18 protein-coding genes and 2 pseudogenes are annotated in these 17,630 nt (G+C 29.4%); all 20 read left to right on the top strand.

Translation table 11 applies throughout. The annotated features are described in order from the left end of the window. Positions 1 to 608: flagellar M-ring protein FliF C-terminal domain-containing protein (locus tag HUJ77_RS07135; RefSeq protein WP_291707888.1), on the top strand; the 608-nt coding region annotated here is incomplete at its 5' end. Positions 609 to 612: 4 nt separating this feature from the next. After that, a complete protein-coding gene (gene fliG / locus HUJ77_RS07140; protein WP_291707889.1) occupies positions 613 to 1,629 on the top strand; it encodes a flagellar motor switch protein FliG in 1,017 nt (338 codons plus the stop codon). Further along, positions 1,613 to 2,374, top strand: a complete 762-nt coding sequence (locus tag HUJ77_RS07145; protein WP_291707890.1) for a FliH/SctL family protein — start codon at positions 1,613 to 1,615, stop codon at positions 2,372 to 2,374. The genes fliG and HUJ77_RS07145 overlap by 17 nt, the downstream gene beginning before the upstream one ends. A gap of 11 nt (positions 2,375 to 2,385) precedes the next feature. Then, positions 2,386 to 3,696, top strand: coding sequence for a flagellar protein export ATPase FliI (gene fliI / locus HUJ77_RS07150; protein WP_291707891.1), 1,311 nt, complete (start codon positions 2,386 to 2,388; stop codon positions 3,694 to 3,696). Between the two features lie 14 nt (positions 3,697 to 3,710). Continuing rightward, on the top strand, positions 3,711 to 4,142 hold the full coding sequence (fliJ, locus tag HUJ77_RS07155) for a flagellar export protein FliJ (protein WP_291707892.1): 432 nt from the start codon (positions 3,711 to 3,713) through the stop codon (positions 4,140 to 4,142). A gap of 15 nt (positions 4,143 to 4,157) precedes the next feature. After that, positions 4,158 to 5,603 carry a flagellar hook-length control protein FliK gene (locus tag HUJ77_RS07160; RefSeq protein ID WP_291707893.1) on the top strand — a complete coding sequence of 482 codons (1,446 nt, stop codon included), beginning with the start codon at positions 4,158 to 4,160 and terminating at the stop codon, positions 5,601 to 5,603. 11 nt (positions 5,604 to 5,614) lie between these two features. Continuing rightward, complete coding sequence (locus tag HUJ77_RS07165; RefSeq protein ID WP_291707894.1) at positions 5,615 to 6,313, top strand: flagellar hook capping FlgD N-terminal domain-containing protein; 699 nt, start codon at positions 5,615 to 5,617, stop codon at positions 6,311 to 6,313. 20 nt (positions 6,314 to 6,333) lie between these two features. Beyond that, a complete protein-coding gene (locus HUJ77_RS07170; protein ID WP_291707895.1) occupies positions 6,334 to 6,720 on the top strand; it encodes a TIGR02530 family flagellar biosynthesis protein in 387 nt (128 codons plus the stop codon). 92 nt (positions 6,721 to 6,812) lie between these two features. After that, a pseudogene (locus tag HUJ77_RS07175) lies at positions 6,813 to 7,109 on the top strand (flagellar hook-basal body complex protein); the annotation flags it as partial. Between the two features lie 213 nt (positions 7,110 to 7,322). After that, complete coding sequence (locus HUJ77_RS07180; RefSeq protein WP_291707904.1) at positions 7,323 to 9,440, top strand: flagellar hook-basal body complex protein; 2,118 nt, start codon at positions 7,323 to 7,325, stop codon at positions 9,438 to 9,440. A 102-nt stretch (positions 9,441 to 9,542) separates the two neighbouring features. Then, positions 9,543 to 9,734, top strand: coding sequence for a flagellar FlbD family protein (locus tag HUJ77_RS07185; RefSeq protein ID WP_291707896.1), 192 nt, complete (start codon positions 9,543 to 9,545; stop codon positions 9,732 to 9,734). A gap of 16 nt (positions 9,735 to 9,750) precedes the next feature. Next, positions 9,751 to 10,557, top strand: a complete 807-nt coding sequence (locus HUJ77_RS07190) for a motility protein A (protein WP_291707897.1) — start codon at positions 9,751 to 9,753, stop codon at positions 10,555 to 10,557. After that, a complete protein-coding gene (locus HUJ77_RS07195; RefSeq protein ID WP_291707898.1) occupies positions 10,557 to 11,297 on the top strand; it encodes an OmpA family protein in 741 nt (246 codons plus the stop codon). The genes HUJ77_RS07190 and HUJ77_RS07195 overlap by 1 nt, the downstream gene beginning before the upstream one ends. 2 nt (positions 11,298 to 11,299) lie before the next feature. Then, positions 11,300 to 11,740, top strand: coding sequence for a flagellar basal body-associated FliL family protein (locus HUJ77_RS07200; RefSeq protein WP_291707899.1), 441 nt, complete (start codon positions 11,300 to 11,302; stop codon positions 11,738 to 11,740). Positions 11,741 to 11,758: 18 nt separating this feature from the next. Further along, a complete protein-coding gene (locus HUJ77_RS07205) occupies positions 11,759 to 12,127 on the top strand; it encodes a flagellar biosynthetic protein FliO (RefSeq protein ID WP_291707900.1) in 369 nt (122 codons plus the stop codon). 7 nt (positions 12,128 to 12,134) lie between these two features. After that, positions 12,135 to 12,911, top strand: a complete 777-nt coding sequence (gene fliP, locus HUJ77_RS07210; protein WP_291707905.1) for a flagellar type III secretion system pore protein FliP — start codon at positions 12,135 to 12,137, stop codon at positions 12,909 to 12,911. 8 nt (positions 12,912 to 12,919) lie between these two features. Next, positions 12,920 to 13,189 carry a flagellar biosynthesis protein FliQ gene (fliQ, locus tag HUJ77_RS07215; RefSeq protein WP_291707901.1) on the top strand — a complete coding sequence of 90 codons (270 nt, stop codon included), beginning with the start codon at positions 12,920 to 12,922 and terminating at the stop codon, positions 13,187 to 13,189. Positions 13,190 to 13,203: 14 nt separating this feature from the next. Then, positions 13,204 to 15,051 (top strand): fused FliR family export protein/FlhB family type III secretion system protein, encoded by a 1,848-nt coding sequence (locus HUJ77_RS07220; protein ID WP_291707902.1) that lies wholly within the window; start codon positions 13,204 to 13,206, stop codon positions 15,049 to 15,051. 14 nt (positions 15,052 to 15,065) lie between these two features. Beyond that, positions 15,066 to 17,129, top strand: coding sequence for a flagellar biosynthesis protein FlhA (gene flhA / locus HUJ77_RS07225; protein WP_291707903.1), 2,064 nt, complete (start codon positions 15,066 to 15,068; stop codon positions 17,127 to 17,129). Continuing rightward, positions 17,126 to 17,630: pseudogene (locus HUJ77_RS07230) on the top strand (flagellar biosynthesis protein FlhF); the annotation flags it as partial. The gene flhA and the pseudogene HUJ77_RS07230, both read left to right, overlap by 4 nt.

Consider the following 17,630-nt stretch of genomic DNA (forward strand, 5'->3'; position numbering starts at 1 on the left):
ATACTATAGATGAAGAAAATAATAATACAGGATCTTCTAAAGAAGAAGTAAATACAAATTATGAAATTGGAAAGACAGAAACAAAGACAATAAGTGCACCAGGTGAAGTTAAGAGACTAACAGCTTCAGTCTTCATTGATGGGAATATTCAAGGAAATGTACAAACTGCACTAGAACAATCTGTAGCAAATGCTATTGGTTTAAAAACTGATAGAGGAGATAGTATTTCAGTTGTAGGAATGACCTTTGATCCTGCTAATAAACCAGACTTAGTGGATGGAACAGAAGGTAATGGAGATTTAGCTCTGAAAAACAGAAATAGAATTATTCTATACTCTATATTAGGAGTATTAGGATTAATAGTAATTATAATAACTTTAATAATTGTTAGAAGAAGGAAAAAGAATAATCAAGAGAATGAAAACTTATTAGATGTTGTAATTGATGATAGAATTTCTAATAAAATAAATGAAGAAGTTCAAAGCATTGATTTTGAAACTGTTAATCCAAAAGTAATTATTGAAAATGAAATAAAGAAATATGCAACAGATAAACCAGATCAAGTTGTAGATATAATCAAATCTTGGTTAGCTGAAAGTGAGAGGTGATAATATGGCAAGAGAATCAGTTAAATTAAGTGGAGTTAAAAAAGCAGCTATATTATTTATAACTCTTGGGCCTGAAGCATCTTCTGGAATTTTAAAAAAATTACCGGAATCTGAAATACAAAAAATTACCTATGAAATAGCAAATATTTCAACAGTATCAGCAGAACAAAGGGAAGCTATTTTAGATGAATTTTTAGAAATTAATAAGGCAAGGGACTATATTATAGAAGGTGGTATTGATTATGCCAGAACTTTACTAGCTAAAGCTTTAGGTACTCAAAGAGCAAATGAAATTTTAAGTAAAGTAACAGAAGCAACTCAACAATATAGACCATTTTCTATTGCTAGAAAAGCTGATGCTCATCAATTATTAAATGTAATTAGTTATGAGCATCCACAAACTATAGCATTAATTCTTTGCTACTTACAACCAGATAAGGCAGCACAGGTTCTTGCAGAACTTCCTGAAGACACCCAAAGTGATGTTGCTTATAGAATAGCTACTATGAGTAATACATCCCCTATGGTAATTAAGGAAATAGAGAAGGTTTTAGAAAGTAAGTTAAGTTCAGTTGTAAGAAGTGAAATGACAGCTTTAGGTGGAGTGGAATCCTTAGTTGATATATTAAACCAAGTAGATAGAACTACTGAAAAGAATATTACAGAAAGCTTAGAAAGAGAAGATGCAGAGCTTGCTGATATTGTTAAGAGCTCAATGTTCGTATTTGAAGACATCATTACTCTTGATGATATTTCTATTCAAAGAATTCTTAGAGAAGTTGATGGTAAAGAACTTGCTCTTGCTCTTAAAGGAAGTTCTGATGAAGTTGCTAATGCAATTTACAGAAATCAATCTAAGAGAGCTGCTGCTTCATTAAAGGAAGATATGGAATTCTTAGGACCAGTAAGACTTATGGATGTTGAAAAATCTCAACAAAAAATTGTTGCTATTATTAGAAGGTTAGACGATGCTCAAGAAATAATAATTTCAAGAGGTGGAGAAGATGCAATCATCATATAATTTAATCAAAAGTCAGTCAGCTTTAGATGCTTCAAAAAAGGTTATTGAAACAAACTATACAGTAAAACATGTAGAAGGAAATCAGGATAATAGCTATTCAATAGAAGATGATTTTAAAAAAAAATATAGAATTTTAGGTGCAAACATAATTAAAAAAGCTAAGCAAGAAGCTGAAGACATTAAAAGAAAATCTCAAATCATTGCAGGTGAAATAGAGAAAAAAGCCTATGAAGATGGATATAATCAAGGAAAGTCAAATGGCTATGAAGATGGTTATGAAGATGGTTATAGACAAGCTATTGAAAAGGTTACATTAGAAACAGAAAAGGAAGTAAAAGAAAAAATAGATAAAGCTGAAAATACTTTAGAAAAGGCTAATAAAGAGTATAAGGAATACTTACTTAATAAGGAAGATGAAATATTAAAGCTTGCCTTTGATATGGCAAGTGTTATTGCTAAGAACGAATTAAAGCATTCAGAAGGAATACTACCATTAATAGAAAGTATTTTAGAAGAAGCTAAAGGTGAAGAAAATATAATTATCAGATGCAATAATATTCATATAAAATCTATAAAAGAAAAAGTCAATTTTTACAAGCAAGCATATGCAATTAAAGGGGAGATATTTATATTAGAGGATGAGCTTATGGAAGCTGGAAATGCAATAATTGATAAAGGCACGGGGAAAGCAACTATTGGCTTAGATATAGCTTTAGAAAAACTTGAAAATGCATTATTTAAATAGTAGGTGTAAATATGATAAATGTAGACTTTAATGCTATAAGTAGAAAAATAAAAGAAGTTAATACTCACTATTTAGAAGGAACTGTAAAGGAAGTAATAGGCTTAACTATAGAAGTACAAGGAGTAAAAGCCTTTGTTGGAGAGTTATGTACTATTTATAACCAAGATGGTCATCCTATTAAGTGTGAAGTAGTTGGATTTAGAAAAGATGCTGTATTATTAATGCCTTTAGGAGAACTTATTGGCATAGCACCAGGATGTAGAGTTGTGCCAGAGAGAAGACCATTAGAAGTTAGATGCTCAGAAGAATTATTAGGAATGGTTTTAGATGGCCTTGGAAATCCATTAGATGATGAAACTTTACTTAAAGGAGAAAAATATCCAATAGAAAACCAGCCTCCAGATCCTTTAAAAAGAAAAAGGATTACTGAAATATTACCAACAGGAGTAAGAGCTATAGATGGATTTTTAACAGTTGGTGAAGGGCAAAGAATTGGAATTTTTGCTGGTTCAGGAGTAGGTAAAAGTACTACTTTAGGAATGATAGCAAGAGAGGCAGAAGCAGATATTAATGTTATATCTCTTATTGGAGAAAGAGGAAGAGAAGTTTTAGAATTTATTGAAAAGGACTTAGGACCAGAAGGCATGAAAAGGTCAGTAGTTGTATGTGCAACTTCTGACAAGCCTGCATTAATAAGAATAAAAGGAGCTTTAACTGCTACAGCTATAGCAGAATATTTTAGGGACAAGGGCAAAAAGGTTATATTGATGATGGATTCTGTAACAAGATTTGCCATGGCTCAAAGAGAGGTTGGACTAGCTATTGGAGAACCTCCAGCTCAAAAAGGGTATACACCATCAGTTTTTGCAAAATTACCTAAACTTATGGAAAGATCAGGAACCTCAGATAAGGGATCTATTACGGCTTTTTATACTGTATTAGTAGATGGAGATGACTTTAATGAACCTATAGCAGATGCAGTTAGAGGGATCTTAGATGGACATATTGTTTTATCGAGACAATTAGCCCATAAAAATCATTATCCAGCTATAGATATTCTAAATAGTATAAGTAGACTTATGCCTAATATTGCATCAGATAATCATAAGGAAGCTGCTTCCTTTGGTAGAGATTTACTTGCGACATATAAGGATGCGGAAGATTTAATTAACTTAGGTGCATATGTTAAAGGAAGTAATAAAAAAATAGATTTATCTATTCAATTTAGTGATAGGTTAAATAAATACTTAAAGCAGACAATTAATGAAAAATCAAATTTTAATGATTCGTTAAATGCATTAGTATCAATGTTTAGAAGTTAAAAGGATGTATGGGGATGACAAATAAATTTAAATTTAGCTTAGAAAAGCTTTTAGAAATAAGAATAGAAAAAGAAGAAGAAAGTAAAAGGAATTTTACTAAAACTCAAAGAGAAAAACAAGATACTGAAACAAAACTTACAGGACTTAAAGAAAATTATGAAAAATATATTGGAATTAAAGACGGAGAATCTGTAGTTTATCAAAAAATTAAACGTAATTATTTATATGCTTTAGATAAGGGGATTTCTGAAACTGAAAAAAGCCTAACAATTAAAAATAAAGAATTAGAAATACGAAGAGAAGATCTAATAAAAAAGCAAGTAGATAGAAAGACAGTAGATATATTAAAGGAAAGAAAATATATAGAGTATGTAAAGGAAGAAACAAGAAAAGAACAAATTTTAATTGATGAACTTTCTTTATATGCGTACATAAGAAGTCATTGAAAGGAGGTGATATAGGTGGTAGATAGTTCTGTATTAGTTAACTTAAGTAATAAGCTTCAAAATTTAAACTTATATCAGAAGTCTGAAAACATCAAGATAGATGATAAAGAAGATTTTAAAAGTTATTTATCTAAGAATTTAAGCAATAATATATCTGATAAGAAACTAAATGATAATAGAAATATAAATGAAAATAATGATGAAAAATTAATTGGTGTAGAAGAAAATGAAATTTCAAATAAAGAGTTAATTTCTAAAGTTTCAGAAAAGTTAGAAAAGATACTTAATAACGAAGATTTAGATGATGGTTTCTTAGATGAGAATTTAAATGAAGTAATTATTATATTATTAAATTTAATGGAAGTTAATTTCAAGGAAATAAATATTAATAATACAGAGGAAATGAATTATGATAAATCACAAGAAATAGAAGAATTATCAGATCTAAGCTTTATAAATAATTCTGTCTATGAAGTATTCAATGGTGGTAATGATTTATCTTTAGAGGCTAGTGAAGTAAATTCCACTAAAGAAGTATTAAAGAATATTAATAGCATGCTAAGTGATTTATTAGAAAATGCAAGTTCTTATAAAGTAAATGAAGATGTATCTATTGACAGTATAGAAGCTGAATTATTAAAGGAATTTAACAACTTATTAAATAGCCTTCCAGAAGAGACTGTAAAAGAAGTAGAAAAAAAAATAAATACTGATATTAGTAAAGAAATATTTAATACTTTAGTTTTAAAATCAAAAAATGATTTTAGTAATAAACAAGTAGAGAATGGTGATAAAAATTCAGTAGTCGAAATTGATACTAATATAAACACAAATAACTTTCATTCTACTTTAAGTGATGATTTAAAAGAAGATAATTTTAATGATAATTCATATTTAAGTAATAAGGCTGTTAATAAAGAAGAAGAAGTTCTTATGAAAATTTTAGATGATGATAACAATCAAAGTTTTTCTAAGGTTTTAAATTACTATGATAGGTTAAATAGAAATAATTCCAGTATAGAAGTAATAAAAGAGCCAGTAGTTATTAGTAAAGATAATATAAATTTAGATTTCATTAAAAATATAAAATATATGGTTAAAAATTCTTTAGAAGAGTTAAATGTTAAAATTTATCCAAAAGAGCTTGGTGAAATGACAATTAAACTAATTTCTCAAGAGGGAATAATGAAGGCAGAAATAAAGGCAACATCTAAAGAAACTTATAATTTATTAAATTCTAATTTAAATGATATAAAGAAAACATTAGAAAATCAAAATATTAGAATCCAAGAAGTTAATATAGGAATCTATAATGAGGATACTACTTTCTTTAGTGGCAGAGAAAACTCAAAGGAAGAAGCTGAAAATCAAAGGGTAAGCAAAATAAATAGTAAATCCTTTGTGGAAGAAGAAATAATTGAAGATTTAATTAATGAAGGAAATGTAAATTTATTAGCTTAGGAGGTGTATAAATGTCTAATGTAATAAATAGTTATACTGGAGCAAGAGCCACAGATAGAGGAACTAAAATTCTAAAGCAAGGACAAGAAATGGATAAAAATGCTTTTTTAACAATATTGTCAGCAGAATTATCTAATATGGATCCAATGGGAAATAATGATTCAACACAATATGTAACTCAAATGGCACAATTTGCATCTATGGAGCAAATGACTAACTTAAATACAACTATGACTGGTTATGCAAATAACTCATTAGCAGGTAAGGGAGTTACATTAAAAAGTGTTAATAGTGAAGGTGTTAATTATACGGGTATAGTTAAATCAGTAACTACTAATTCGTCCAAAACTACTATTTCAGTAGAAGTTAATGAAAATGGAACTAATACATATAAGGATTTTGATATAAGCGATATTCTTACTGTTTTAGATGTACCAGATTATTCATTACCATCTATAAATAATATTAATGGTAATATGTCATTCTTAGTTGCCTCATCATTTATTGGTAAGCATATTGAATTAAATGAAAAGGGAGAAAACAGTAACAATAAAACTGGTGAAGTTTTAGGAATAGTAAAAGATCAGGGAGTAGTTAAAGTAAGAGTAAAACTACACGATACTGATGAAATACAAGAATTTACTTACGATAAAGTTATAAAAGCTTCTAATAAAAAGGAAGATATCAAACCAGAAGAAACTGAAAGCTAATAATAAAAGTAGGTGATATTTTGGGATTTAGAGTAATAAACGGACAAGCTTATCCCATAGGTAATTTTAAATTACCAAATGAAGGTTTAAGAGAAAAGTCCGTTAATATGAAAAGTAATTTCGATGAAATATTAAAAGATGAAATTAAGAGGAATGAATCTTCTTATACTTTATCAAAACATGCTGCAGATAGACTTAAAGAAATAAAGTTTACAGAGGCAGATATGAAGGAAATCGGAAAAGGTTTTAAAATAGCAGAAGAAAAGGGTTCTAAAAATTCAGTAATGATATATAAGGACGTAGCTTTAATTGCAAGTATAGAAAATAAAACAGTAATTACAGCTATAGAGAAAGAGAGAGCAAAGGATAATATTTATACAAATATTGATAGCGTTGTAATTTTATAAGCTGGACCTAATTTAGGAGGCTTAATTCTTGTTGAATGATAGATACAAGAAAAAAATAATGGGTTGGAGGTCAAATAATAATGTTAAGATCAATGTATTCTGGTATAAGCGGTATGAAAGTTAATCAAACAAAATTAGATGTTATAGGTAATAATATATCAAATGTAGGAACAACTTCCTTTAAATCATCAAGAGCAAGATTTAGTGATATGCTTAGTCAAAATGTTTCTGATGCTATGGCACCATCAAATAATCAAGGGGGAGTAAATGCTAGTCAAGTTGGACTAGGTGTACAACTTGCAAGTATAGATAGCGTAATGACACAAGGTATGATGCAACCAACAGGTAGACAGTTAGATGTTGCTATAGATGGTGATGGATTCTTTATGGTAAGTAAAGGCCCTACAATATATGGTTCTACATTAGAAGTAAATCATAGAGCAGGAGCACATAGTATAACAGAACAATCATTAAGTAATTCAGGATCAGAAATTATGTATTCAAGAGATGGGGCCTTTATATTAGATGAACAAGGTAATTTATTAACTGGTGATGGGTTCAGAATTATGGGATATTCATTAACTAATGACGATAGTGCACAAATGGCAACAGGATTATCCCCTAACACAGTAAATACTGCTGGCTTAGATTTTAGATTTGGACCAGGATCTCAATTAAATGGATTTAAAGTTGTATTAGGAGCTATTGGACCAGGAACGGTTACTTCAGCAGATATAAATAAAGCAGAAAAACTTATAGTTGTAAATGGAGATTTTTCTAGTACAGGGGCTATAACTCCTGCACAAGTAGAATCAGCAGTGAATAAAAGTTTATCATCAAATGGTATATCTCAACAAGTATTTGTATCAGGAAAACCACTTAGTTTTGAAGGCTTAGGTTCTGATTCAGTAGTTGGTGGTACAGATGCATTAGCACCTAAATTAGTATCAATTGGAGGCTTTAATATTCAACTTAGTGAAGGTAGTGAGCTAAATGGATATAGTTTTGAAATTGGTGAAATATCTCCTCAAAAATTAGATGTAATAGTAGAAAAAGGTAGAAAGAAAATTGTTATAAATGCAGATTATTTAACTAAAGGCTTTAATGCATCAGATTTAGAAGATGATTTAAATAAAAAGCTTAAAGATGCTGGAATTTCTCAAGAAGCTAAAATAACAGGATCACCAGCAACATTAAGTAACATAAGCGGAGCATCAGATGATTCAGGGAAAATAAATGTTCCTTCAGAAATAGTAGATGCAAAGGATGGAAGTGCACCAAAAAAAGTTGGTGGATTTGAATTTACTGGTCAAACTAATGGAGAGCTTAATGATTACAGTATTTCAATAGGTGAAAGTGCGGTTGGAACTCCATTAACAGTAGTTGTTGAAAATGGCAGCATAATAATTAATGGCGATTTTAATACTACACCAGTTAAATTTACTAATACAGAATTACAAACTAAATTAAATAGTGCATTAAAAGCTAATGGAATTAAAACTGAATTAAAGGTAACTGGAAATATAGACTTAAACGAAATATCAAATAAGATTAAATTCAAAGATGGTATTACAGAATCTTCTCCAAGGGCTTTAAATATAGCAGGACTAAATGTAGAACTTCCAAAGGGAACAATATTAAACAATGTAGAATTTAAAATCACTGATATTAATGAACCAGGTTTAAATGTAACATATACACAAGGTACAGCGAATGCTTCACCTAAATTAGTTATAACAGGTGATTTTACTAAAAAAGTTTCAGCAAAGGATTTAGAAGATAAAATAAATGCTGCTTTAGCTAAGGTTCATACTACTGATTCACCAGAGGTAAAAGTATCAGGAACATCTAAGCCATATACAGGATTAACTTCTGATAATATTGAAGGTGGAGAAACAGATAAGTCACCGTCAAAAGTAATAGTAGGTGGAGTTGAGCTAACCTTTGATGCAGGTTCAGCCCTTAATGGATACAAATTCCAAGTAGGAACAATAACACAAGGAACTAGGACATCAACTGTTATTGATTCAAGAAACAAAACAATAACTATAAATGGAGATTTTGTAACTCCTAATGCTATTACAGCAAAGAATATTCAAGATGCATTAACAAGAGCTTTAGAAGCACAAGGTATTGATCAAGGCATAATAGCTACTGGAAAGCCTATGGAAATAGGTGGTGTTGCTTCAGAGGAAACCTTTGGGGGAACTCCTGTAGAAAGTATGAATATTGATGGAAGTATTAACTTTGTAGATGGTACAAAAGATTTAAGATCCTATGATGGACAACTTAAAACTTTAAAGATTCCAGATAAGGTTAGAATACCTGGAACAGATACAGAACTTAGAATTAAGACATATACAATAGATAAAAATGGAATAATAAATGGAGTTTTAGAAGATGGTAGAGTAGCTGCACTTGGTCAAATCGCTATGGCTAGCTTCAAAAATCCAGAAGGATTAACTAAATTAGGTGGTAATCTTTATGGTTCTTCAGTTAACTCAGGGGAAGCAGTAATTAAAAGTGGTATTGGAACATTAGGTGATGATAACTCAAAGGGATATGGAGATAACCTTCAAGGTATGCTTGAAATGTCAAATGTAGATTTAGCAGAGCAATTTACTGATATGATAACTTCAAGTAGAGCCTTCCAAGCAGCTGGAAAGATGATTACTACTGGAGATGAAATACTTCAAGATATTATAAACTTAAAGAGATAATATAAATTCTATACCTTTACTATTAAGAGCTGAGTTTTCAGCTCTTAATAGTAAATAGTTTTAAGAGTTTATAAAATATAGGATAAAGAGGGTAGATAGAGAATGATAGATTTAACTGCTATGAATAATAGAGCTTTTATCTTAAATGCAGACCACATAGAAAAAATAGAAGAGGTTCCCGAAACTCTTATAACTTTAACTAATGGTAAGAAATACATTGTACTAGAAAGAGTAGAAGAAGTAGTTGAAAAAGTAATTAAATATAAAAATAAAATAGTTACTTATAGATTGTAATGGGGGGAAGTAAATTATGAAAAAATCAGACGTGTTGACCTCAGTAGGTTTAGTTTTAGGCATAGTTTTGATGCTTTATGGAATGCTTCTTGGAAGTAGTCTTAAAATATTTTGGGATTTATCATCTGTAATTATAACTGTAGGAGGATCTGTGGCAGCACTTTTAATTACATATTCTCTAGAAGAAGTTATGAATATGGGAAAATTATTTGTTGAAGCTTTTAAAGAAAAAAGTTCATCAGGTAAAGATATAATTGAAAAATTTAGTGTTCTTTCAAAAAAGGCAAGAAGAGAAGGTCTATTATCCTTAGAGGACGATATTTCAGAAATGGAAGACCCTTTCTTAAAAAAGGGATTACAAATGGTGGTTGATGGTATAGAACCAGAAACTATAAGAGAAATATTAGAACTTGAAATTGGTGAAATGGAAAGCAGACATGATAAAGGGGCAGGAATATTTTTATCCTGGGGAGCTTATGCACCAGCCTTTGGTATGCTTGGAACATTAATTGGATTAATACAAATGTTATCTAATTTAACTGATGTAGCTAATATAGCATCTGGAATGGGAAAAGCCTTAATTACTACTTTTTATGGATCAATATTAGCAAACCTTTTATGTAATCCTATAGCAACTAACCTAAAACAAAAAAGTGCTAAGGAAGTTGGAGAAAGAGAAATGATGTTAGAAGGAATACTTGCTATACAATCAGGTGTTAATCCTAGAATTGTAGAAGAAAAGCTTATAACATACTTACCTCCTAAAGAAAAATTAGATTATTTAAATAACAGCATTGAAAATGGTGAAGGAGTTGTTATTTAATGGCTAGAAATAAGAAAAACAAAGGTGGCGGGTTAAGAGGAGACGAATGGATGGCAACCTATGCTGACACCGTAACTCTATTACTTACATTTTTCGTATTACTATATTCTATGTCTTCAGTAGATTCTGAAAAAACCAAAAGTATATCTAATGCATTTACATCCATGATGAGTGGAGAAGGTGGAACTAGTATACTTGAATATAATTTGTATAATGGTGAAGTGCCTTTAATAGGTGGAGAAACTGTGGATACTATTGAAAGTGGAGAATCATTAACAGAACAACAAAGATTATATAATAACCTTAAAAAGTTTGTTTCTGATAATAATCTACAAGGTGTAGTAGAAATTATTGATGATGAAAGAGGCGTTGCAATGCAACTAAGGGATAATATATTATTTGAAACTTCAAGTTCTGATTTAAGAGAAGACAGTAAAGCAATACTAGATAAATTATTAACTATTATTGCACAGATGGATAATCCTATATTAATAGAAGGACATACAGATAATAGAGCAATTAATACATCAAGATTTCCTTCAAATTGGGAATTGTCTGCAGATAGAGCTGTTAATGTTGTTAGATATTTTGTAGAAAGTAAAGGACAAGATCCTAAGAGATTTTCAGCTATAGGATATGGAGAGTTTAAACCAGTATCACCAAATGATAGCTATGAAGGTATGGCTAAGAATAGAAGGGTAGATATATTAATAGTTACGTCTGACGAGGGGGAAAGTTAAAAATGGCTGGTGAAAATAAAAGTAACAAAAAAGTAATTTTAATCGTAATAATTATTTTAATATTAGTAGGTGGAGGTGTTTTTGGAGGAACATATTTTTATATGAGTAAAAATAATGCCACTAAGCCTGTATTTGTAAAGGAAGGCTTTGTTGAAATTGGAGAAATATTTGTAAATCTAAGTGATGAAAATTCTAAAAGATATGTAAAGCTAAATATGTCTGTTAGCTATGATAAAGCCAATAAAGATTTATCAGAAGAATTAGAGGATAAAAAAGTAATAATTAGAGATGTGGCTAACTTTTATATAAAATCTTGTGATGCTAAGGATTTCGAACCAGCTAATGAGGTTATTTTAAAAGGAGACTTAATAGCTAGAATAAATCAAAAGCTTACTAGTGGAGTATTAAAGGATTTATATATTAGTGAAATAATTGTACAGTAGAGAAAGATGAGATAAGATATGGATTTAGTATTTCTATTTTTAAAGTTAATATTTGCTTTAGCTGTTGTATTAGGATTAATGTATCTTACATTTAAGCTAAGTGGAGATAAGCTTAGTAAAATTAATAGCAATAAACATATAAAAGTATTAGAAAGAAGTCAAATATCTAGAGAAGCCTCTATAGCAGTAGTTAAGGTTGGAGATAAGGGCTATATATTAAGTATATCTAACAATAAAATAGAAAAATTAGATGAATTATCTAAGGAAGACATACTTATTATAGAAGAAGATAAAATACGAGATAAAGAAAAAATTAATGAACAATACAATACAGCATTATTAGGATTTAAATCTAAGATTAATAGCTTTAAGAGGAAAAATAACTAAAAGGAAGATTTATATGAAGAATAAAAAATATATATTTATGATATTTGTAGTAGTGGCTTTAATATTTACTTTTAATAAAAGTGTTAGAGCAGAGCCTATAAATATTCCAGACCTTAATATATCTGTTGGAGGAGAGAATACATCACCTGAAAATTATGTGGATAATATAAAATTGTTAATAATATTAACTATATTAACGCTATTACCATCAATAATAATTATGATGACTTCTTTTACAAGAATAATAGTAGTATTTTCTTTTTTAAAGAATGCACTAGGAGCACAACAATCAATTCCTAACCAAATTCTTATTGGACTAGCATTATTTTTAACTATTTTTATAATGAAACCAGTTTATACTGAAATTAATAATAATGCTTTCGAACCTTTTATGAAAAATGAAATAACACAAGAGGAAGCAATGGAGATTGGAAGCAAGCCCTTAAGAGATTTTATGCTAAAGCAAACTAGGCAAAAGGATTTAGAATTATTTGCTGAAGCCTCAAAACTTAATATGGATGAAATAACTAGAGATAATATTCCATTAACTGTTGTTATTCCTGCTTTTGCAATAAGTGAATTAAAGACAGCCTTTCAAATAGGCTTCCTACTATTTTTACCATTCTTAATTATAGATATGGTAGTGGCAAGTGTGCTTATGTCCATGGGGATGTTTATGGTACCACCTGTTATGGTAGCTTTACCATTCAAACTTCTTTTATTTGTTATGGTAGATGGTTGGTACTTAATGGTTAAGTCCTTAATAATGAGCTTTGGAGGGTAAGTAAGGAAATGAGTGAAAGTTTAATAATAGGAATAGTAAAAGATGCACTAATGACTGCTTTAAAAGTAGCAGGTCCAATTCTATTAGTATCTATATTAATAGGATTGATAATAAGTATATTTCAAGCAACGACTCAGATTCAAGAACAAACATTAACCTTTGTTCCAAAACTTATTGGAATTGCAGCAGTAGGATTATTTTTAGGCAGTTTTATGCTCCATAGCTTAGTGAGTTTTACACAAAGAATATTCGAATTAATTATTAGAATTTCTACATAGGGAGGTAGGTAAGTATGATAAATACATCCTACTTTTTAGCACTATTTTTAATATTTTTAAGGATAACATCATTTTTTGTTATAACAAATGTTTTCTTTCCAAAAGGAACTCCAATAACATTAAAAGCTATATTTTCTCTTATATTTTCCTTCGCTTTACTAGGAGGAATAGATTATTCAAGTATTGAAGGAATTACAAGCAATTACTATTTAGTTATTTATATGTTCTTTGAAATTACAGATGGATTAATACTTGGGATGATTTCTAATATAGCCTTCGAAGTATTACTTATGGCTGGAAGCTTAATAGATGTACATATAGGACTTAGTATGCTAAATACTATAGATCCAAATAGTGAGACAAGCACTACAATAACAGGAAATTTACTCCACTATGTAGCATTAGTTATTTTCTTTATAATAAATGGTCATCATATGCTAATTAAATCTCTTATAGAAAGCTTTGTATTACTACCAATTGGCAAAGGGTTATTTTATGGAGATACCATGATGACTATGATTGAAATTATAGCAAATTATTTCGTAATAGGTTTGAAAATAGCAATCCCCATAGTATTAATAATATTATTAGCAGACGTTTGCATGGGATTAATATCAAGGGCAGTACCGCAAATAAATGTAATGATTTTAGGAATGCCTGTTAAAATGCTAATTGGAATTATATCAATAGCAGTTTCATTACCAATTATAATAAAAATATTTGTTAGTAATATTAGTTATTTGCCAGATATATTTAGAAAAATTATTACCACAGTACCATTAGTATTTTTAATTGGAGCAGATGAAAAGACTGAAGAAGCTACACCAAAGAAGAAAAGTGATTCAAGAAAAAAAGGACAAATTCCAAGAAGTAAAGATATAGGACTAGCTATTACTCTGATAGCTACTACATTAGTTATAGTAGCCTTAAGTGGTCTTGTTGTATCAGTACTAAGAGATGGAGTAATTTATTTCCTGGGTGATATGGGAACCATGGAAATAACAGAAAGTAGTCTGAAATCCATAAACATACTAGTATTAAGTAAGGCTGCTATTGCTATTATGCCTATAGTATTACCTATTATGATAGCTGGAGTAGCTGCTAGCTTACTGCAATCTGGTTTCTTAGTAGTTAAAGATGCTATTAAACCTTCCTTTGGAAAATTAAATCCTATAAATGGATTTAAGAATATGTTCTCAAAAAAATCATTGGTAGAACTTATAAAAAATATAATTCTAATATCAATTATTATATTTATAGCTTACAATTATATAAGGGATAATTTTGAAAAAATAATGCAAACTGGTAATCTTTATTTACCCTCATTAGGGAATGAAATAAAATCTTTATTAGTAGGTATTTTTGTGAAAATATGTATATTGCTTGTTGTTGTTGCTGTAATTGACTATGTGGTTCAATATATATTATTTCAAAAGGATATAAGAATGACAAAGCAAGAAATTAAAGAAGAATATAAGCAAATGGAAGGGGATCCACAACTAAAATCAAAAATAAAACAAAAGCAAAGAGAAATATCACAAAGAAGAATGATGCAATCAGTAGGAGAAGCTACAGTAGTAATTACAAACCCTACCCATTTAGCGATTGCAATTAAGTATACAGAAGGTCAAATGGAAGCACCAAAGGTTGTAGCAAAAGGTGCTGATAATATAGCAATTAAGATAAAGGAAAAGGCTATGGAATTTAAAGTTCCAATAATAGAAAATAAACCTTTAGCAAGATTAATATATGAAACAGTTGATATAGACAAGGATATTCCTCAAGATATGTATCAAGCTGTAGCAGAGGTATTAGCAATGGTATATAAATTAGATAAAAAGAAAAAAGGTACTAGAAAATAAAGGATGGGATAAGGTTGCTTGTTAATAATAAAATAAATTTAAAGAAAAATTCAGATGTTTTGGTGGCCTTTGGAGTATTAGGTATAGTACTTATGATAATTATACCGCTTCCATCAGCCCTTTTAGATGTTTTATTAGCCTTTAATATTACATTATCTGCATTAATTATAATGATTACAATGTTTACAACTAATGTTTTACAACTATCAGTTTTCCCAACACTATTACTTGTTACCACTCTTTTAAGACTTGGTTTAAATATTTCCTCAACAAGACTTATATTAAGTGAAGGAAGTGCTGGGAAGATAATAGAAGCCTTTGGGGAATTTGTTATAGGTGGGAATTACGTAGTTGGTATTATTATATTTTTAATTATAATAATAATTCAATTTGTTGTAATTACAAATGGTGCTGGTAGAGTATCAGAAGTTTCAGCAAGATTTACATTAGATGCAATGCCAGGTAAACAAATGAGTATAGATGCAGATTTAAATGCAGGTTTAATAGATGAAACTACTGCAAGAAAAAGAAGAGAAGATTTACAATCAGAAGCAGATTTTTATGGGTCTATGGATGGGGCTTCTAAGTTCGTAAAAGGTGATGCTATAGCAGGTATTATAATTACTATTATAAATATAATAGCTGGTATGGTAATTGGAGTAATGAATGGAATGAGTTTTTTACAAGCTGGTGAATTATATACAAAACTTACAATTGGTGATGGGTTAGTTAGCCAAATACCAGCCCTATTAATTTCAACAGCTTCAGGTATATTAGTTACTAGATCAGGAAGTTCAGATAACTTTGGTAAAACCTTTAGTAAACAACTTACAGCTTTTCCAGTTGCATTAGGAATAGTATCAGCTGTAATGTTCTTCTTATCATTAATACCTGGGATGCCAATGATACCATTTTTATTGGCAGCAATTACCGGTGGAGTTTCAACATTTATGCTTATAAAGGAAGAACAAAAAACCCAAGAAATAGAACTTGCAAGAGTTGAAGAAGAATATACTGAAATGGAAAGAAAAGAACCAGAAAATGTTATGAGTTTAATTTCAGTAGAGCCAATGGAAGTAGAAATAGGATATGGTTTAATTCCATTAGCGGATGAATCTACTGGAGGAGATTTATTACAAAGAATTGCATCAGTTAGAAGACAATGTGCAATAGAAATGGGAATTGTAGTACAACCAATAAGAATTAGAGACAATCTACAATTAAAAACAAATGAGTATGTAATAAAAATTAGAGGTACAGTAATTGCTTCTGCAGAGCTTATGGCTAATATGCTTCTTTGCATGGATCCATCTGGTGATAATTCACAAATTGCAGGTATAAGAACAATAGAACCAACCTTTAATCTTCCAGCAGTTTGGATAAATAAAGATCAAAGAGAAGAAGCAGAAATTAAAGGGTTAACAGTTGTAGACCCAACTACTGTTATGGTAACTCATTTAACAGAAACCATTAAATCACATTCCTATGAATTATTAGGAAGGCAAGAAGTACAGTTAATAGTAGAAAATACTAAAGATAAGTATAGTACAGTAGTTGACGAACTTATTCCAGATCTTATGACCATAGGAGAACTTCAAAAGGTATTACAAAATCTATTAAGAGAAAAGGTGCCAATAAAGGATATGGTTACTATAATGGAATCCTTAGCTGATAATTCAAGGCTAACTAAAGACTTAGAATTATTAACAGAATACGTGAGATTTTCTTTAGCTAGAACTATATGTAATCAAATCATAGATGATGATAGAGCAATAACTGTTGTAACATTATCATCACAAATTGAAGAAATAGTTTCTGCTAATACTCAAAAATCAATACAAGGCTCTTTCCCAGCAGTAGATCCAGATACAACTACTAGGATATTTAATTGTATAAGAGATACTTTAGATAGAGTTTACTTCTATAATAACCAACCAATTATATTAGTATCTCCTAATATAAGACCAGTATTTAGAAAGCTTATAGAAATGGTATTTCCACATGTTATGATAATATCATTAAATGAAATTCCTAACGACGTAGAAATAAGAACAGAAGGAGTTATATCACTACAATGATAATAAAGAAGTATATAGTTAAGAATATGAATGAAGCCTTAACAAGAATGAGATATGAACTAGGTAATGAAGCTATTATAATTAGCCAAAGAAAAATAAGGGACTCAGGAGTTAAGGGATATTTTAAACCAAAATTAATTGAAGTAACTGCTGCTTTAGAAAATAGCAAAAAAGAAAAACAAAAAAATATAATAAATAAAAATAATGACGTAGATAGTTTTAAAACTTCTTTAAATAGCATTAGAGATATTATAGAAAAAGAAAATAATAAATCAAAAGAGCCAGAAGAAAACTTAAAAGAAGAAGTAAGAGAAATAAAGGACTTATTGAATAAAGTTATTAAAAATACAAATAAAGAAGTAAGGGATAATATAGTAGAAAGTTATTTAGATGAAATAGATGTAGATAAAACTTTAGTAGATGGATTAGATTTAAATTCCTACGATAAAATTGAAGATTTCAAAGAGGATTTTAAAAAGTTACTTTTAAATGAAATTAATA

This window comes from Clostridium sp., assembly GCF_021443865.1.
GTDB lineage: Bacteria > Bacillota > Clostridia > Clostridiales > Clostridiaceae > Clostridium.

Excerpts from the sequence above, each read along its gene's own strand:
- HUJ77_RS07145 (WP_291707890.1), top strand. The coding sequence starts at position 1,613 with ATGCAATCATCATATAATTTAATCAAAAGTCAGTCAGCTTTAGATGCT.
- HUJ77_RS07180 (WP_291707904.1), top strand. The coding sequence starts at position 7,323 with ATGGCAACAGGATTATCCCCTAACACAGTAAATACTGCTGGCTTAGAT.
- HUJ77_RS07165 (WP_291707894.1), top strand. The coding sequence starts at position 5,615 with ATGTCTAATGTAATAAATAGTTATACTGGAGCAAGAGCCACAGATAGA.
- fliQ (WP_291707901.1), top strand. The coding sequence starts at position 12,920 with ATGAGTGAAAGTTTAATAATAGGAATAGTAAAAGATGCACTAATGACT.
- fliI (WP_291707891.1), top strand. The coding sequence starts at position 2,386 with ATGATAAATGTAGACTTTAATGCTATAAGTAGAAAAATAAAAGAAGTT.
- HUJ77_RS07205 (WP_291707900.1), top strand. The coding sequence starts at position 11,759 with ATGGATTTAGTATTTCTATTTTTAAAGTTAATATTTGCTTTAGCTGTT.
- fliJ (WP_291707892.1), top strand. The coding sequence starts at position 3,711 with ATGACAAATAAATTTAAATTTAGCTTAGAAAAGCTTTTAGAAATAAGA.
- HUJ77_RS07220 (WP_291707902.1), top strand. The coding sequence starts at position 13,204 with ATGATAAATACATCCTACTTTTTAGCACTATTTTTAATATTTTTAAGG.
- HUJ77_RS07190 (WP_291707897.1), top strand. The coding sequence starts at position 9,751 with ATGAAAAAATCAGACGTGTTGACCTCAGTAGGTTTAGTTTTAGGCATA.
- HUJ77_RS07200 (WP_291707899.1), top strand. The coding sequence starts at position 11,300 with ATGGCTGGTGAAAATAAAAGTAACAAAAAAGTAATTTTAATCGTAATA.
- fliG (WP_291707889.1), top strand. The coding sequence starts at position 613 with ATGGCAAGAGAATCAGTTAAATTAAGTGGAGTTAAAAAAGCAGCTATA.
- HUJ77_RS07195 (WP_291707898.1), top strand. The coding sequence starts at position 10,557 with ATGGCTAGAAATAAGAAAAACAAAGGTGGCGGGTTAAGAGGAGACGAA.
- HUJ77_RS07185 (WP_291707896.1), top strand. The coding sequence starts at position 9,543 with ATGATAGATTTAACTGCTATGAATAATAGAGCTTTTATCTTAAATGCA.